Raw genomic sequence first — 15,809 nt, 5'->3', positions numbered from 1 at the left:
TTGTGAATAGTTGATGTAAAAAAAGCCCGCTAAAAAAGCGGGCTTTGTTATATACGATATAATTAACGAATTGGATTAGTTGAGAACTCCGGAACTTTCTAACTCAATGGTTTCCTCAAACTCAAATTCCTCACCGTCTTCAAGTTCAATTCCTTCTACAAGGGAATCGGCGTAGGCATCGTTAGTGGGGTTGAAGGATACGTTGTAGGTGGCATCTTCAAGCCCTACAAGTTTGAAATTACCTTCATTGTCAGGCTGAGTCCCAACAGTATCTTGCCCAACTATGGCGTACACAAAGGGCTCGGCTTCCACCGGCAGAACGGTTCCTGCAATACTCGCCTGTTCTTCTAAATTAACAGTGCGGAGTACCGGCTTAAGGATGTAATTCCCATTTCCGGTTTCTACAATAGATTGAGAAGCATCAAAGTCGATAACTAACTCATATACCTGATCCTCTTCTACATTGGCGTTCACCAAAAGCTTGAGTCCCGACTGTTGTGCGCTCGGCGTGGCAAGAGCGTAAGTTTCGCCATCTACTACCACGGTGTTATCATCACCGAGTATCAGACGAACCTGATTATATTGTCCGGTTTCAAGTTCAGTCTCACCTAACTCAAGGGTGTTTCCATTTTGATAGTCCAACAGGTTCACGGTCATGGAGTCATCCAGAATGGAGTACCATCCGTTGTCTTCCTCACCTTCATCATTGTCTTCACCGTTATCGTTGGGTTCATCAGCATCTTCATCCTGATTTACAAGAACCTGCCGAATTTCGATGTTAACTTCATCATAAGCAGCGGGAGCATCGGTCAAAGAAATTTTCATAGTTCCGGTACCCGATCCACTGTTCGTGTTGCACGCGGTGAAAGCAAATACACCTATAAGTACCGTTAATAGCGATAAAAATCTAAGTCTCTTGAATAAGTAGTTCATTTTTGTGGTTGATTGATTGGAATTTCACTTATTCCAACAAGTGTGAACTACTTAAGTTTCAAATAAGGGGTAGATTCTAATATAGTGTTGTAAGGCAAAGTAAATTATTTATTTAACCGGCTCCACCTGAGGCGCCTCCACCGGCTGATCCTGCCGAAGCACCCCCACCGGAAACCCCTCCACCCGAGGATATTGTTCCGGTTGCCGCGAGATTACTGAATGAGGTGGCAATACTCGCCGGTGTACTGTCGCTTCCCGGCATAATAATTATCCAGGTAATAGCAGATGCGGCCCCGGGATTCTGCTCAAAAATGTGCTCGATATGATCTTTACTCAATCCAAATGCGATGCTGTAAATAAAATGCCGGCCGAGGTGATGGTCGGGTATGGAATAATCCTTGGCATTTTTTAGTGCTTCCTGATAATTTTTCCAGCTTTTGTACAACTCTTCACCCTTCGGCGTTCTGCGGATGATAGAAAGGGATAATACTGAAGCTACAAATACAACAATCGCTGCCAGGCCAGCTACGGGATGAAGGATGAAAATACCGGCCAAAGCTGTCAGCATGAAGATCATTTGAATGCCGAAATTCCACCAGGCTCCCTTATAGCTTGCCGCATCTATCCAGCCCTGTTTCTCGGCAAAGGACTTAAGTTCATCTTTCCAGCTGCTATACCACTTGGAAACGTTACCATCGGTAAACTTAAATATTTTGCTGATGTCGTTATGTCCCTCTGAAATCCGTTCTTTTACGAAACTGAGCAGAGACAACTCCCACTCTGTAAGGGTTGAATCCGGCTCTTTTTGAGCGTCTGTAATATGGAAGGTGTTTTCAGTAGAAGCACTCGCAAACCAGCTGTCATCTTTTTCAGGTTCGGCTTCATTGATCACAAAATATGCCCGCCGGGCTAAATCGAGAAGAGTGGCCGTTACATGTGCGCCGGTGATCGTTCGGTGCATGAGAAGCCAGCCAATGGCCGCGGGTTGTTGCTTTCCGGGAATCATTAAGCTTTCATTGCGGGATAAATTGATCTGATGTCTGCTTCCATATTTTCGATAAAAATAGATAAAGCACAGGATGCTTAAACCAGCAATGATTACAGCCAACTCAATGCCGTAGGTCATCATGCGTTCGCGTTCTTCCGCTTCCGCGATTTGTTGCTCCCGGTAATTGGCCTCGTCATTCCGGGCCCATGCAAGTGAAAAACCCCGGTCGGTGATACTGATACGGCTGGGATCAAAAACAGAAGTAGGGAATACAGTTCTTATCACTACCGCCTGACTACGACTAATATCAGAACCGGTAAATTGCAGCCCTCTATCGAAAGAAGTTGACTCTATCTCCCAGGCCGGTTCACGCACCCAGGAATGCACATTGGAGTCGGCAACCACCTCAGGCAGTTGAAAGAGAATGGATAACTCATCGGTGGATTTCTCCCGCCCGGCAGCCGCATAGTTCCAAAACAACTCACTCCACTCCGGCCCTATTACTACCGCTCCCTCAAGGGTGTAGGAAATAGTGAACACTCTTTCCTCATTTTCCGCCTCATAAAACCACTTAATATTGAACGAACGGCTCGATTCTTCCACCAGAAAAGTGCCGGGCTCTTCTGAGTTCAGGTTTACATATTCAGATCCGTTTTCAGAAACCTGGATATTCCGGATGGCTGAAAAGCCGGATTTGGGAAGTTCATAATTGGCCCACGAGAAGTCCCCATCAAATACATAAGTCCGGTGCTCGGTAATGGTGACAGTGCCATCGGGATTTACCGATACTTCTATCCTTAGCTCAGGTATGGAATATTCTTTTGCCTGAGCCGTAAAATTGCATAGGATAAAAGTGAAAAAAGTGACAAACAGAAAGCAGAATTTCGAAAATTTCATGTCTTGATGGTTGCATTATTTTAGATCCTGAAGGATACATAATCATCTTTTCTACTCAAAAAAATACGAGATGTTATAACGTTGACATATAAACATAAATATGCATAGTTTAGCGGCATGAGAACTTCTGTAGATTTACCCGACGAACTGATGAAAAAAGCCAAAATAAAGGCTGTTGAAGAAGGCATTAGCCTCAAAGACCTTATCATCCGGTCATTAACCAATGAGCTTGACCAAACGAAGGATGTTCAGGGTACTCCCTGGAAAGATTTAAAAGGGAAGGGAACAGCGTCCGGGCTTTCCGCCGATAAATCAGGATTTGAAGAATGATTTTACTTGATACGCACGTCTGGTTGTGGTGGCTGTTGGATGAAGGACCTTTAACTAAGGAGGAGAGGGAAACTTTGGATGAGTCGGCAGCGCAACGCGAAATTGCCATTTCAGCCGCTTCGGTTTGGGAAACGGAAATGCTGGCCCGAAAAGGAGTGATTGACCTGAAGCCTTCTTTCAAAAAATGGATTGAAATGGCTACAAGGCCTCAGGTTTGTAAAGTGATACCGATTGATCAGGATGTGATTTTAGCCCAGGACAAATTACCTGCCGATTTTCCAGATGATCCGGCCGATCGTTTAATTGTAGCAACGGCCTTGCTGAATGAATTTCCCCTGGCTACAAAGGATGATAAGCTTCAGAATTTAGGTTTTTAATTACCCGAAATTCCAGGTAACACCACGGCCGATTTCAGGGTCCGGATAATTCCAGTCTACCGCTCCCTGGTCACAGGCATACATGCAGGTGCCACATTCAATGCAATCCTCTACCTGAAAGTGAACTTTGCCGTTGTCGTCCATCGTATAGCAATTTGCGGGACAAACGTAGGTAGTACATTTATGCGGACAGCTTGAATTACAAATGTCCGTATCAACAACAATATGTGCCTTTATCTCCGACTTTGCCTGATTACGATAGCTTACAAGTCCGAGTCGTTCCGTGAGTTTTAAGTTTTTCATGTCTTTTCTATTTGGTGAAAAGTGAAAAGGCAAAGGTGAACTTTGCTGACTTTTCAGATTGAATTTTTTTAAGTATTTATTTGTGAATCATTAATCAACACGGGGTATTATGATCAATTTGAATCACAAACAGTTAAACGTTTACAAAAAAAGTGTCGAATTAGTTAGTGAGATTTACAGATTAACTGAAAATTATCCAAAGGCTGAAACTTTTGGCTTAACAAGTCAAATGAGACGAGCTGCCGTTTCAATTCCTTCCAATTTATCAGAAGGTGCTTCAAGAAAATCTGAAAAAGATCGAAAGCGATTCTATCGGATATCCAGATCTTCTTTAGTTGAACTTGATACACAACTTGAAATCTCTATTAATCTCAATTATCTAAATAACAATAACACAAAGAAGGTGGAAAAGCTGGCAAACGAAGTATTTGCTATGCTGTCAAATATGATATAAATACTTTTTCCTTCTGCCTTTTCACCTTTCGCTTATAATGATTTTCCTGCTTTGAATCCGAGTTTTGCCAATTCCCAGATAGATGAATGACGTTTGATCGCCCCTTTCAGCATGTCTTTCGATTTTGGAGTCGGCTCATTTTTAATGGTGAAGAACTGACGTCCAAAGTCACAAACTAAATTCGGGACCTTTTGTTGCATGGTTTCGGTGTGGAGAAGATGCACTGCATCCTGGAAACCGTTGATGTCTTTCATTACATAACTTTCATCCATCACCTTGCGATATTCTTTCAGCGTGGCGGATGTGAAATCTCCTTTTTCTTTGGCTTTTACAATGGTTTCAGCTGCGAGAATACCGGAACGCATCGCATAGTCCATTCCCTGAATAGCTTTACCGGCATTCATCAGCAAGTTGGCAGATTCACCGGCCAGCAAGATGCCGTCTTTATATAATTCTTTAGGCATGGCTCGCTTATCACCGGAGGAAACCACGTGAGCCGAGTACTCAACAATCTCGCCATCCTTTATAATGTCAGCGATGGTAGGATGGGTTTTGAAGTGATTCAGAATATCATGCGGACTTTTCTGTTTCTCACGCATGTCTTTGATTCCCAGTACCAAACCCAGCGAAATCGTATCGCGGTTGGTGTAAAGAAATCCACCGCCTTCTACACCATCGGTAGCCCAGCCTACAAATTCGTTACTCATTCCGCTGAGTCCGTTCAGCTGAAATTTTTGTTCCAGCACTTCCTGATCAAAGCGAATGATTTCCTTTATTCCGGTAAGCATGTGGTCTGCAGGCACATACTTATCCTGGAGCCCAACCTGGCGGGTCAGTAAGTTATTTACTCCTTCAGCGATAATTACCGAATCGGCATGAAATTCGTCCTCACCGGTTTTGATGCCTACCGCTTTGTCATTCTCCATGAGTACTTCATCCACCTTAATATTGGTAGCAATGAAGGAGTCCATGGCATAGTCGGAAGCATCGATGGCCTCCTGAACTTTACCGGAGAGCCAGTTGTCAAACTTTGACCGAAGCACAACAACACCGGAATAGGGGGGCTCATTAAAATGAGACGACTTAAAGTCTAAGGAGAAAGTAGATTGCTCATCCATAAAAGTAAGCCGGCGATGATTGATAAAACGCTCCCAGCCTCCGTCTTCTTCTTCCCAGTAGTTGGGAACCAGCTTGGCAAGGTCGCTTCCCCACAACACGCCACCGGAAACATTCTTGGAGCCGGCAAACTCACCTCGCTCAATTAGCAGGAATTTCATGTTGTTTCGGGCGAGGGTCATGGCTGCAGCCAGTCCGGCTACTCCACCACCAATTACAATACAATCAAACTTTTCGTCCATATGGATTAGTTTTGAGTTAGGAGTCTCGAGTTTTGAATGAAAGAGTTAAACTCATCACTCAAAACTCATAGCTCTCTACTAATTTTTGATTTTTTTGATTTCTTCGATGAAGGGAGGGAGTACTTTATACAAGTCTCCGACAATCCCGTAGTCAGCTACTTCAAAGATGGGTGCGTCAGGGTCTTTATTAATGGCTACAATTACTTTGGAATTTGCCATGCCGGCCACATGTTGAATGGCTCCTGAAATACCCACGGCGATATACAGTTGAGGAGAAACCACCTTCCCGGTTTGACCAATCTGTAAACTCGGGTCGTAAACTCCGGCCTCGGTTAGGGCACGGGATGCGCCGATACCCGCGTTCAGTACAGAAGCCAGCTCCGAGATCAGGTTTTGTCCTTCTTCGTCTTTTACACCACGTCCTGCTGCAACAATGGCTTCAGCTTCGTTCAGGTCGATTGTGTCGCCGGAAGCAGAAATAATTTCTTTAAGCGTAGCTTTAAGGTCATTGTCATCCATGCTGAAGTCAATATTTACAACTTCGGCATTGGTTTCATTTTCAACTAAATCATATGAGCCTGAGCGAACGGAAACTAAAATCTTATCACCTTTTGCCTCGGTATTGGCAATGATTTTCGCAGCCATTACCGGGCGCTTGGCGGTAATGCCGCCATCACCGAGTTCAAAAGAAGAAACATCCGGAAGTACTGCTGCATCCTGGTTGGCAGCCAAAGCACCTAAAATATCTTTGGTACCTTCTGTGGATGCGAATGCAAATACATATGGATTGGCAGTTTCCATCACTTTAGCCAAAGCCTTCAGTAATGGGGTGTTCATGTGATTTTTGAAAATGGGATCTTCAACGGTATAGATTTTAGAAGCCCCGTATTTTTTTACTCCGTCAACAAAGGAAGAAGCTTTTTCATCGATTATTACAGCTTCTACAGAGTGGCCACCGGACTCGGCTAATTTTTTGCAATGAGATAAAACTTCCAGGGAAGAACGCTTGATTTTACCGTCTGAGATGGCAATGTGTGTGAGAATTGTGCTCATGAGTTTGGTTAATTTCTTTTGCTTGAATTCAGTTTTGGCTTAAGCTGAGATGTTTTAAAGTACGTTTGCTTCGGTATCCAGAAGCTGTGCTACTTCGCGGGCAATCTCATCCGGTTCACCCTCAAATTTCTTGCCGGGCTCGCGTCCGGGTTTTTCTTCATACCCTTTTACAGAAGTGTTGGGTGTCAGTTGGTCTTCACTTAATCCTAAAGCAGAAAGCTCGATTTGTTCAACCGGCTTACGCTTGGATGCCATAATTCCTTTCAGGTTGGGGATGCGCGGCTCATTCATATCATTAGAGCAGGTAACAGCGCATGGAGTAGGCAGTTCAATCATCTCCTGCCCGGAATCGCCCTGTCGTTTTACGATGAGTTTGCCTTCTTGGGCTTCAAGTCCAACCGCGTTTGTAGCATAAGGAAGCTCCAGAAGTTCAGCTACCATACTACCGGTTAAGCCGGAGTCGGTATCCTGAGATTGCTTACCCAGAGAAAGTACATCGTATTCTTTATCCTCGAAAAATTTAGCAAGAATGCGGGCGTAAGATCCGGAATCGTACTGCTCATCACCGGATGTTTGAATGTGGGTGGCTTTGTCTGCACCCATGGCCAGCGCCTTACGAATGGTCTCCGAAGCTTTGGCCGAACCGATGCATACAACTTCAACTTCACCGCCGTGTTTCTCTTTTAGCACGAGGGCTTCTTCAACTGCGGAAGCATCGTAGGCATTGAGAATCATCCGGTCAGCATCCTGAATTAATTGTCCGTCTTTTATTTGAAGAGGTGCGTTAACATCAGGCACCATTTTAATACATACGTAAAATTTCATTCGCTATAATTTTTCGTCTTAATAAATTCAGTTATGGAACCGCTTTTTTGGGCGGCTAATATACAAAACCAGCAGATAAATATTTTAGTTCTGCAAGCTTTCGTATTCAGATAAATGTCCCTTATCCGTATCCTGTAAAACATCATAAGCTTCCAACCGCACATCGGTTTCGGCTTCATCAAATACAGCGGCAATTTCCCGGGCTTTGGCATCAAAGAAGATATCAAAAAGGAAGTTGCTGGTTGATCTTCGTTTGGTCTCCTGAATGGTTTTCAGGGCACTTAAAATCTCCTCACGGGCGATTTCCGGATCGGTTACAAACTGGTCGAGCCCAAGGCGGTGGTACCGATAGTAGGCCGTTCGCAATGGCCGGTAGTTCGATGAAACCAGATCAGTGATCATGGTATTTCTGTTTCGCCGGTTGTTAGTGCTGCGCGTCCACCCAATGGCAGACGTGCTTTCTGCAAGGTTTAAAATATTCTGTGCTTTCCCAAAGTAGGGATCGCCTCCGTGTTCGGAAAAAGTGTCAAAATCATACCCAAGCATGGTATAGCAATAGAAATCGATGAAACCGGTGAGTGCATCAAACTGGAGCTCATCATGAATGAGGCTCTTTCCTTCCGGGTAGGAAAACTGCCAGGCATTATCACTGAGCAGAACCGTAGTTGTTTTGGCCGTGGTATTGTAGATAGGGCGCTGAACCTGGAATACCACTTCTGCAGAAAAGGTGTAATCGGAGGTTCCACTGTTGATGGCTACCTGGATCTGGCAGTCAATACGTTCTTCCTCGGCAAAGTCCTGCTCCGTCCATTGGTACTCGTTAATGTAATTTTCAAGAGTGGGTTTCAGGTTCTCCAAATAATTGAATGATGACCCTTCAAGCTGATCAATATTTACGGTAACTGTACAATCAAATTCCTGCCCCTTTGAGGTAAAAGGAGAGATCAGAAAAAATATCCCACAAAAAATAAGGGGCTTTATTATTTTAAAGATAGAGTTACTGAGAGAGATCATATTTATTTGTCGACATTTGGGGTTCTAATGATACGAATACGACACGTTCTAAATAAATTTTCTTTGGGAATTATTCTGGGGTTGATTTCCATGCCTGCCTTCGCCCAGCTTTCGATGGGGGCCCGTGGGTTAGGAATGGGACAAGCCACTACGGCACTTCCCGGTTACGACTGGTCCCTGTTCTCAAATCCTGCCCTCTCCGCTAACGAAGATATTGCCATTGGATTTTATGGGCTGCGAAATTATGGTTTCTCCGAACTCACCGATATGTCGGCATTGGCGCGCGTGCCAACAAAATTGGGGGTTACCTCTGTGGGTTTTCACCGGTATGGAGATAATATTTTCAATGAAACGAGACTAAGGATTGGGTATAAAAACGAGTGGCAGATGCTGCACTTCGGGTTGGCCGGTAACTATAATCATATTTCATTCGGCGGGGATTATGGTTCAGGTGGAGCCATTGGGGTGGATATCGGTGTAGCCGCTGAGATTACCAATAATCTCTGGATTGGCGCCAAAACAATAAACATAAATCGTGCTTCCTATAAAGGTATCAGGGAAGATTTGCCTCGTGAAACGGCTATCGGTTTTTCATATGCTCTGAATGAATTAGCCTTATTTGCTTTCGATGTGGTAAAGGACGTCAGCTTTCCGGTGGCATACCGGGGAGGCGTGGAGGTAAAAGTCATCGAAAACCTGAAAGGAAGAGTGGGCATTACAACCGGACCATTGACGTATTCGCTCGGGTTCGGATACGGCAGAGACCAATGGGATATAAATTTCGCGGTTCAAAAACACGAAGTGCTGGGCTTTAGTCCGGGCCTCGATTTTATGATCTATTTTTGATGGGCAAGGGTTGGATAGTCATAGCGTATCTGTCTTTATTTGGGGTGATGCTGATTTGCCCTGCATATATATCTGCCCAGGAAGATACTACAGCCACCGGAGTTGAGGAACAACTCGAGAAAGCTTTTGAAGAATTAGATACGGAAGAAGCCGGGGAGGCAGGTGAACAGCTGACGCAGTTTTTGGAAGACCTTTCAGCCAATCCGGTCAATATAAACAGCGGGGGATTGGATGACCTGCTTCAGGTACCCGGCATTAACCTCAAAATTGCCAGGGCCATCATCGACTTCCGAAAGGCAAAGCCCTTTGAGGAGAAACGTGAACTTCTGGAGGTTCGGGGGGTTGGCGAAGCAACTTATCAGCGAATGGCTCCATATGTGACTATTGGAGGGGCAGAATCCCAGTTTCGGGATTTGTATCTAAGGCCCGAATACTGGATGGCAAACCGGAAAGTCGAAGTCTTTTCCCGCTATCAACAAAACCTGCAAACCCGGGAAGGCTTCAGGGAACCGGACTCTGCCGGTGGATATCTTGGGAGTCCTGCCAAGTATTATCAGAGATTTCGGATCACCAGCAATCATCTCTCAATAAATCTGACCCAGGAAAAAGACCCCGGTGAAACCCTGCAGGGAATAACCGGATTTGACTACAACTCAGGCCATATTGCCTTAACCGATAACGGAAAACTGAAAGATTTTGTAGTCGGGGATTACAGCCTGAGCTTTGGTCAGGGTTTAGTACTTTGGACCGGTGGCGCTTTTGGGAAGGGTCGTGAGGTGATAGGAACCATCAGTAAAAATGAACGCGGGGTAAAAGCCTATTCTTCTGCTCAGGAGACGGATTTTTTCAGGGGAGTTGCCGCCACTTATGGTGAGACGTTGGAACTGACCACCTTTTATTCCAATCGGCCCCGGACAGCTTCTGTCATAAACGGAGACACCACAAGATTCCCAAGCTCGGCCGGCTTCCACAGAACAGAAAGTGAACTGGAACGGAAAAATAATATCGATCAAATGGTAGTTGGGGGCCGTGCCCGACTGGATACACCCATTGGACTACTCGGTGTAAGTGGTTACTACAATGAATTCACCAGCTACATAGCAAAAGGTACTTCCCTGAGTAATTTATATGACTTTGAAGGTTCTGAGAATTCGGTTGTAGGGGTCGATTATAGGGGGCTTGCAGGGAGTGCTTTTGTTTTTGGAGAGATAGCACGCAGCCAGAATGGGGGCTTAGGGGCGGTTGCAGGTTTGGAGGCTCCGATTGCCGAGAACACAGAACTTGCACTTTCTTACCGCAACTATCAGCGGGATTTTCAGTCATTCCTGTCGAGCGGATTTGGAGAACTGTCCTCTGCACCTCAGAATGAAGAAGGGTTCTATGTTGGAATTCGTCATCAGCTTACACAAAAAATATCATTGAGCGGGTATGTGGACCAATACCGGTTTGCAGCTCCACGTTTCGCCACTTCTCAGGCTACCGGCGGCTTCGATATGCTGGGTTTGGTTGATGTGAAATTCACCCCGAAACTAAATGTATATGTACTGCTTAGAAATGAACTTCAGGATGAAGAATTTGAAATTACCAATGAGCGGGGAGCAAAAGAATTGCACTTGGGCAAGGAAAAGAGAGCGAGTATTCGAGCTAATTTTGAATATCAGGTTAGTACGGCAGTTCGCTTGCGCTCTCGGGTAGAATTCGCGCGCAATAAAGAGGCGGGGGATTCCTGGGAAAAAGGTTTTTTGATGTATCAGGATGTTCGCTTACAGCCGACTGATGGGCTAAGGATTGATGCCCGGGTCTCTGTATTCGATACGGAAAGTTTTTCAACAAGAGTATATCAATTTGAAAGTGATTTGTTGTATGTGCTTTCAAATACGGTTCTATATGATCGCGGTCAGCGTGCGTACGTGACTGTAAAATATGAAGTAACTGAATTTATGGATCTTTGGTTTAAGTATGGCATCACCATTTTTGAAGATACGCAGGTGATTGGCAGTGGGCTCGGTAAGGTGGAGGGAAGTGTGAGAAACTCCTTGGGTTTGCAGGTAAGACTTCAGTTTTGAAACGATTGCATATTAATAAATCGTAATTTTTGAGAATATGCCGTTGCTAGTTGGCGGTTATTTTCTATTTTGAAAGAAGAAAAACAAGGGGTAAATACAATACGAGAGAACTTAGGTTAGACTAAACTATATGTTATGGGTATGCGAGTTATAATTTTGTTATGGGTTGGTTTATTTTTTTCAGCTGTTTCTGCGAATGCACAAAGTTCAGTACAGCAGGAGTTGTCACGAAGAAACTTAACGTTATCACAGGCGCAGGAGCTGGCCAGGCAGGCCGGAATTAATCCTAACGATCCGGATCAAATAGCCAGAGTTGCCCGCGCAAGGGGAGTTTCAGAAGAGCAAATCCAGGAGTGGCTGATTGACCTTAGACTAAATAACAGGGGTGATACCAGCGGCACCGGGTTAGAAGATCTCAGTGGAAATTTAACGAGCTCAGATGATATAATTTTAAGTGCAAGCACTGATCAGGATAGCGTCCCTAATACTACCACATCTAAAGATACTTCGGGTTTAGAATATTTCGGTTATAATATTTTTTCAGACACTCCTGATCCTTTTAAACCGAGAACGGTAGGTCCTGTTGGGGATGGCTACGTTGTGGGCCCGGAAGACCAGTTAAGGCTTACTGTTTGGGGAGCCACGGAATTCCAATACGAGCTACAGGTAGATGTGGAAGGCAGAATCTTGATCCCAAACATTGGTATGGTAACGGTTGCGGGACAAAGACTTTCAAACTTAAGAGAGTCCTTAAAAGTGAGGCTTGGAAAAAGCTACTCCGGCTTGCTTAAAGATCCTCCAACCATTTTTATTGATCTGACCGTAACCCGGTTAAGACCAATTCAGTTATTTGTGCTGGGCGAAGTGAAGAATCCCGGAGGCTATTCATTCACCCATAATTCTACCATTTTTAATGTGCTGTATGGAGTTGGCGGGCCTAAAATATCCGGTTCATTGCGAGATGTTCGGATTATCAGGGAAGGTAAGCAAGTAGCATCTATTGACCTGTATGAGCTTTTATTAAATGGTACGGATAATCAGAATATACCCTTACTGAATAATGATAGAATTTTTATCCCTCCTCGAGAAAGTACCGTTTCGGTTCAGGGGCAAATTCGAAGGCCAGCGATTTATGAAATGAAACCTGATGAGGGGTTAAGTCAGCTTATCGAGTTTGCGGGCGGGGTGAAGTCTGAGGCGTATGGAGATCGTTTCCAGATTAGCAGAGTGATACCTATTGAGCAAAGAGAGGATCCAAGCTTTGCCCGGCAAATAATTGATTATCCGCTAAAGGAGGTCTTATCCGGAGAAAGAGAAGTTAAGCTCTTTGATCAGGATAAAGTTCGGATGTTCAAGATATCAGAAGTATCTGATGACTATGTGCAGATTGCAGGGTTAGTGAACCAACCCGGAATTTATGAGCTTTCTGAAAAAATAAGGACAATCAGAGACCTGATCTTAGCCGCCGACAGTTTGCGAGACGATGCCTTTTTAGGAAGAGCCATACTTACGCGAACCAATGATGACTCGACCACCACGGTGTTTAGTGTTGATCTTCAGGCAATAATTGAAAATGAAGGCTCAAGCCAAAATATAACGCTACAAAAAAGAGATCAGCTTCAGGTTTTTAGAAATACCGTTGAGCTCATTGATCAGAGATATGTGAATATAACCGGAGAGGTGAGTAAACCCGGCCGCTACAAATACAGCGAGAACATGAGCCTGGAAGATTTGATTTTGAAGGCCGGCGGATTTACCGAAGCTGCTTACATTGGGGATGCAGAAATCACCCGAACGGAGAAAACGACGAGTAAGAATATGCTCACCAGTAAACTCACACATGAGTTGACTTCAGATTCAGAAAAGAAAGATGATTTTTATTCTGTGGAACATTTCTGGCCTATTCTTGATAACGCCAAAACATTTGATCTTCAACACAGGGACCAGGTGTACATCCGACGAAACCCACGCTTTAATGAACAGCGGTTTATATCTATTGAAGGAGAAGTTGAATTTGCCGGCACCTATACCATTCTTTCAGAAAATGAGAGGCTTTCAACAGTAATAGAGAGAGCCGGAGGCCTAACCAGGGAGGCTTATGCCGCAGGGGCGAGGTTATTCAGGGGTGATCGGGAAGTAATAATTAACCTTCGGGAATTACTCCAGGGAGATAGAACCCAGGAAATTTTTGTAAAGTCTGGTGATTCTATTTGGGTCCCCCAAATCCCGAATACCGTTTTGGTTACCGGAAATGTTGCTCTTGACGGGTTCATTAAATTCAAACCAGATGAACGCTTAACCTACTACTTAGACCAAGCCGGGGGTATGCAGCAAGACAGTTATAAATACGTTCAGCTCACACAAGCCAATGGCGCTATATACCAGGTTCGACGCAAAGGATGGTTCAAACAAAATCCCAAAGTTGAGGATGGTGCACGCATCAACGTGATTTATGAGTTGCCCGAGCCCGAATCAGAAAAGCAGAGTGCAGGAGAAATTTTGCAAAAATCTGTTGCCACACTTACCAGCGCATTGACTATTATTATACTCGCAGAAAGAGCTTTTAATTAGTTAGTGAGTATTTATATATGACAATTGAAGGAATTGCGGTATTGTGTGTAATTCTGATTTGTTTAATCCTATTAGTCAGCACAACAGTATCAGTTGATATCGTTTTATTTGGGGGGCTTGCTGTTCTCTTTATTTCAGGTATTATCCCCGCTGAGCAGGCACTTTCCGGGTTTTCTAATGAAGGGATGCTTACTGTAGGGGCACTTTATATTGTTGCGGCAGGGCTTAAAGAAACGGGGGCCATTCATTTCATAGTGCAAAAAGTGATGGGCAACGCCCGTACAGTTAAGACGGCACAATTACGGATTATGAGTCCGGTTATGGTGATGAGTGCCTTCCTGAATAACACACCTATTGTTGCCTCATTTATACCCGCTTTGGAACGCTGGAGCCGAATTTCACAAATCCCGGTATCCAAAATTTTAATCCCGCTAAGTTACGCCGCTATACTGGGCGGCACCTGCACGCTTATAGGAACAAGTACCAACCTGATTCTCAATGGGTTGATGATTGAAGAGGCTTCTACCCGTGCAATAGGGATTCTGGAACCGGCGCTTATTGGAATTCCCTGCGCAATAGCTGGATTTATTTACCTTGTTATTTTTGGAGATAAACTGCTGCCGGAAAGGGGTTCCAGTATGGACACCTTTCAGGATCCGCGGGAATACACCATTGAGATGATTGTGAAAGACAGTACGGCATTGTCCGGAAAAACCATTGAAGATGCCGGTTTAAGAAACCTTCCGGGTTTATTCCTGATTGAAATCCAACGAAATGGACGGGCAATTCCCGCTCCGGGACCCTATGAAAAGCTGAGAGGAGAAGACCGGTTAATTTTTACAGGTATCGTAGATTCGATTATCGATCTGCAACAGATTACAGGATTAGAACCTGCTACCAACCAGGTTTTTAAATTGAATGCTCCCAGAAATGAGCGCAAGATGATTGAGGCGGTGGTTTCAAGATCAAATCCATTGATGGGGAGAACCATAAGGGATGGAAACTTCAGAGACCGATACGATGCCGTTGTTTTGGCGGTGTCTCGCAGTGGGGAGCGCATCAACGAAAAAATCGGGGATATCACACTCAAGAGCGGTGATGTGTTATTGCTGGAGGCGCATCCGAATTTTGTGCAAAAATATAGAAATGCCAACGACTTTTACCTGGTAAGTTCCATTGAAGATTCTTCTCCGGTAACCTATGAGAAAGCCTGGGTGGCTGCTCTTTCGCTGATGGGAATGGTTGTGCTGGCTGCCACAGGGATTCTCAGCATGCTTCAGGCGGCTATTTTTGCTGGTGGACTTTTACTCGTTACAAAGTGCTTCAGGTACACAACAGCGCTCGAAAGTGTGGATTGGCGTGTGTTGATTGCGATAGCTTCAGCATTAGGTCTCGGAAGCGCTCTGCAATACACCGGTGTAGCAGAACAATTGGCAACCAATCTTCTATCCTTCGCTGAAAATGATCCTACACTTGCACTTTTACTGACTTATCTCGCCACCTGGCTACTCACGGAAATGATTACCAACAATGCGGCAGCCGTGCTTATATTTCCGATCGCTTTATCACTCGCACAGTCGATGGGGGTAGATTTTATGCCTTTTGCGATGGTTATGATTATAGCTGCCTCCTCCAGTTTTTCCACGCCCATTGGGTATCAGACCAACCTGATGGTGTACGGTCCGGGCGGATATAAATTCACCGATTTTGCCAGAATAGGCCTCCCTTTAAATTTGATCGTAGCCACAATAGCCGTATCTTTAATACCTTACATTTGGAGCTTTTAAAAAGATA

Annotated in this window: 14 protein-coding genes; 7 read left to right on the top strand and 7 right to left on the bottom strand. The window is 44.6% G+C overall.

Annotated elements, in window-relative coordinates; all coding sequences use genetic code 11:
* Positions 1 to 75: 75 nt before the first annotated feature.
* Both NM125_RS02905 and NM125_RS02900 read right to left on the bottom strand, forming a co-directional pair.
* Positions 76 to 825, bottom strand: a complete 750-nt coding sequence (locus tag NM125_RS02905) for a DUF4382 domain-containing protein (RefSeq protein WP_255132681.1) — start codon at positions 823 to 825, stop codon at positions 76 to 78.
* A gap of 220 nt (positions 826 to 1,045) precedes the next feature.
* Complete coding sequence (locus tag NM125_RS02900) at positions 1,046 to 2,818, bottom strand: DUF2207 domain-containing protein (protein ID WP_255132680.1); 1,773 nt, start codon at positions 2,816 to 2,818, stop codon at positions 1,046 to 1,048.
* A gap of 117 nt (positions 2,819 to 2,935) precedes the next feature.
* On the opposite strand from NM125_RS02900, the gene NM125_RS02895 reads away from it, so the two are divergent.
* Positions 2,936 to 3,148: a hypothetical protein gene (locus NM125_RS02895; protein ID WP_255132677.1), complete on the top strand. Its 213-nt coding sequence runs from the start codon at positions 2,936 to 2,938 to the stop codon at positions 3,146 to 3,148.
* On the top strand, positions 3,145 to 3,525 hold the full coding sequence (locus NM125_RS02890) for a type II toxin-antitoxin system VapC family toxin (protein WP_255132675.1): 381 nt from the start codon (positions 3,145 to 3,147) through the stop codon (positions 3,523 to 3,525). Before NM125_RS02895 ends, NM125_RS02890 begins: the two co-directional genes overlap by 4 nt.
* Here the strand turns inward: NM125_RS02890 and NM125_RS02885 are convergent, their stop codons facing one another.
* Positions 3,526 to 3,828 carry a ferredoxin family protein gene (locus NM125_RS02885; protein ID WP_255132673.1) on the bottom strand — a complete coding sequence of 101 codons (303 nt, stop codon included), beginning with the start codon at positions 3,826 to 3,828 and terminating at the stop codon, positions 3,526 to 3,528. It abuts the gene before it with no gap.
* Between the two features lie 109 nt (positions 3,829 to 3,937).
* Here NM125_RS02885 and NM125_RS02880 point away from each other — a divergent pair, with 109 nt between their 5' ends.
* A complete protein-coding gene (locus NM125_RS02880) occupies positions 3,938 to 4,282 on the top strand; it encodes a four helix bundle protein (RefSeq protein WP_255132671.1) in 345 nt (114 codons plus the stop codon).
* Positions 4,283 to 4,314: 32 nt separating this feature from the next.
* Here the strand turns inward: NM125_RS02880 and NM125_RS02875 are convergent, their stop codons facing one another.
* From NM125_RS02875 to porD, 4 genes are all read right to left on the bottom strand, one after another.
* Positions 4,315 to 5,640 carry an FAD-dependent oxidoreductase gene (locus NM125_RS02875; RefSeq protein WP_255132669.1) on the bottom strand — a complete coding sequence of 442 codons (1,326 nt, stop codon included), beginning with the start codon at positions 5,638 to 5,640 and terminating at the stop codon, positions 4,315 to 4,317.
* A gap of 78 nt (positions 5,641 to 5,718) precedes the next feature.
* A complete protein-coding gene (locus NM125_RS02870; RefSeq protein ID WP_255132667.1) occupies positions 5,719 to 6,693 on the bottom strand; it encodes an electron transfer flavoprotein subunit alpha/FixB family protein in 975 nt (324 codons plus the stop codon).
* Positions 6,694 to 6,747: 54 nt separating this feature from the next.
* Entirely contained in the window at positions 6,748 to 7,518 is a 771-nt protein-coding gene (locus tag NM125_RS02865) for an electron transfer flavoprotein subunit beta/FixA family protein (RefSeq protein WP_255132665.1), read from the bottom strand.
* Between the two features lie 84 nt (positions 7,519 to 7,602).
* On the bottom strand, positions 7,603 to 8,532 hold the full coding sequence (gene porD, locus NM125_RS02860; RefSeq protein WP_432419281.1) for a type IX secretion system protein PorD: 930 nt from the start codon (positions 8,530 to 8,532) through the stop codon (positions 7,603 to 7,605).
* A 27-nt stretch (positions 8,533 to 8,559) separates the two neighbouring features.
* Between porD and NM125_RS02855 the strand changes: the two genes are divergently transcribed.
* From NM125_RS02855 to NM125_RS02840, 4 genes are all read left to right on the top strand, one after another.
* The gene (locus tag NM125_RS02855) at positions 8,560 to 9,378 is read left to right on the top strand and encodes a hypothetical protein (RefSeq protein WP_255132663.1); all 819 of its coding nucleotides are present in this window, start codon (positions 8,560 to 8,562) and stop codon (positions 9,376 to 9,378) included.
* The gene (locus NM125_RS02850; protein WP_255132661.1) at positions 9,378 to 11,444 is read left to right on the top strand and encodes a ComEA family DNA-binding protein; all 2,067 of its coding nucleotides are present in this window, start codon (positions 9,378 to 9,380) and stop codon (positions 11,442 to 11,444) included. Before NM125_RS02855 ends, NM125_RS02850 begins: the two co-directional genes overlap by 1 nt.
* Positions 11,445 to 11,666: 222 nt before the next feature.
* Entirely contained in the window at positions 11,667 to 14,015 is a 2,349-nt protein-coding gene (locus NM125_RS02845; protein ID WP_255132659.1) for an SLBB domain-containing protein, read from the top strand.
* A 17-nt stretch (positions 14,016 to 14,032) separates the two neighbouring features.
* Positions 14,033 to 15,802: an SLC13 family permease gene (locus tag NM125_RS02840; RefSeq protein WP_255132657.1), complete on the top strand. Its 1,770-nt coding sequence runs from the start codon at positions 14,033 to 14,035 to the stop codon at positions 15,800 to 15,802.
* Positions 15,803 to 15,809: the final 7 nt, after the last annotated feature.

Source organism: Gracilimonas sediminicola (assembly GCF_024320785.1).
Classification (GTDB): Bacteria; Bacteroidota; Rhodothermia; order Balneolales; family Balneolaceae; genus Gracilimonas; species Gracilimonas sediminicola.
This window is presented reverse-complemented; position numbering and strand designations above follow the sequence as displayed.

Excerpts from the sequence above, each read along its gene's own strand:
- NM125_RS02905 (WP_255132681.1), bottom strand. The coding sequence starts at position 825 with ATGAAAATTTCTTTGACCGATGCTCCCGCTGCTTATGATGAAGTTAAC.
- NM125_RS02900 (WP_255132680.1), bottom strand. The coding sequence starts at position 2,818 with ATGAAATTTTCGAAATTCTGCTTTCTGTTTGTCACTTTTTTCACTTTT.
- NM125_RS02895 (WP_255132677.1), top strand. The coding sequence starts at position 2,936 with ATGAGAACTTCTGTAGATTTACCCGACGAACTGATGAAAAAAGCCAAA.
- NM125_RS02890 (WP_255132675.1), top strand. The coding sequence starts at position 3,145 with ATGATTTTACTTGATACGCACGTCTGGTTGTGGTGGCTGTTGGATGAA.
- NM125_RS02885 (WP_255132673.1), bottom strand. The coding sequence starts at position 3,828 with ATGAAAAACTTAAAACTCACGGAACGACTCGGACTTGTAAGCTATCGT.
- NM125_RS02880 (WP_255132671.1), top strand. The coding sequence starts at position 3,938 with ATGATCAATTTGAATCACAAACAGTTAAACGTTTACAAAAAAAGTGTC.
- NM125_RS02875 (WP_255132669.1), bottom strand. The coding sequence starts at position 5,640 with ATGGACGAAAAGTTTGATTGTATTGTAATTGGTGGTGGAGTAGCCGGA.
- NM125_RS02870 (WP_255132667.1), bottom strand. The coding sequence starts at position 6,693 with ATGAGCACAATTCTCACACACATTGCCATCTCAGACGGTAAAATCAAG.
- NM125_RS02865 (WP_255132665.1), bottom strand. The coding sequence starts at position 7,518 with ATGAAATTTTACGTATGTATTAAAATGGTGCCTGATGTTAACGCACCT.
- porD (WP_432419281.1), bottom strand. The coding sequence starts at position 8,532 with ATGATCTCTCTCAGTAACTCTATCTTTAAAATAATAAAGCCCCTTATT.
- NM125_RS02855 (WP_255132663.1), top strand. The coding sequence starts at position 8,560 with ATGATACGAATACGACACGTTCTAAATAAATTTTCTTTGGGAATTATT.
- NM125_RS02850 (WP_255132661.1), top strand. The coding sequence starts at position 9,378 with ATGGGCAAGGGTTGGATAGTCATAGCGTATCTGTCTTTATTTGGGGTG.
- NM125_RS02840 (WP_255132657.1), top strand. The coding sequence starts at position 14,033 with ATGACAATTGAAGGAATTGCGGTATTGTGTGTAATTCTGATTTGTTTA.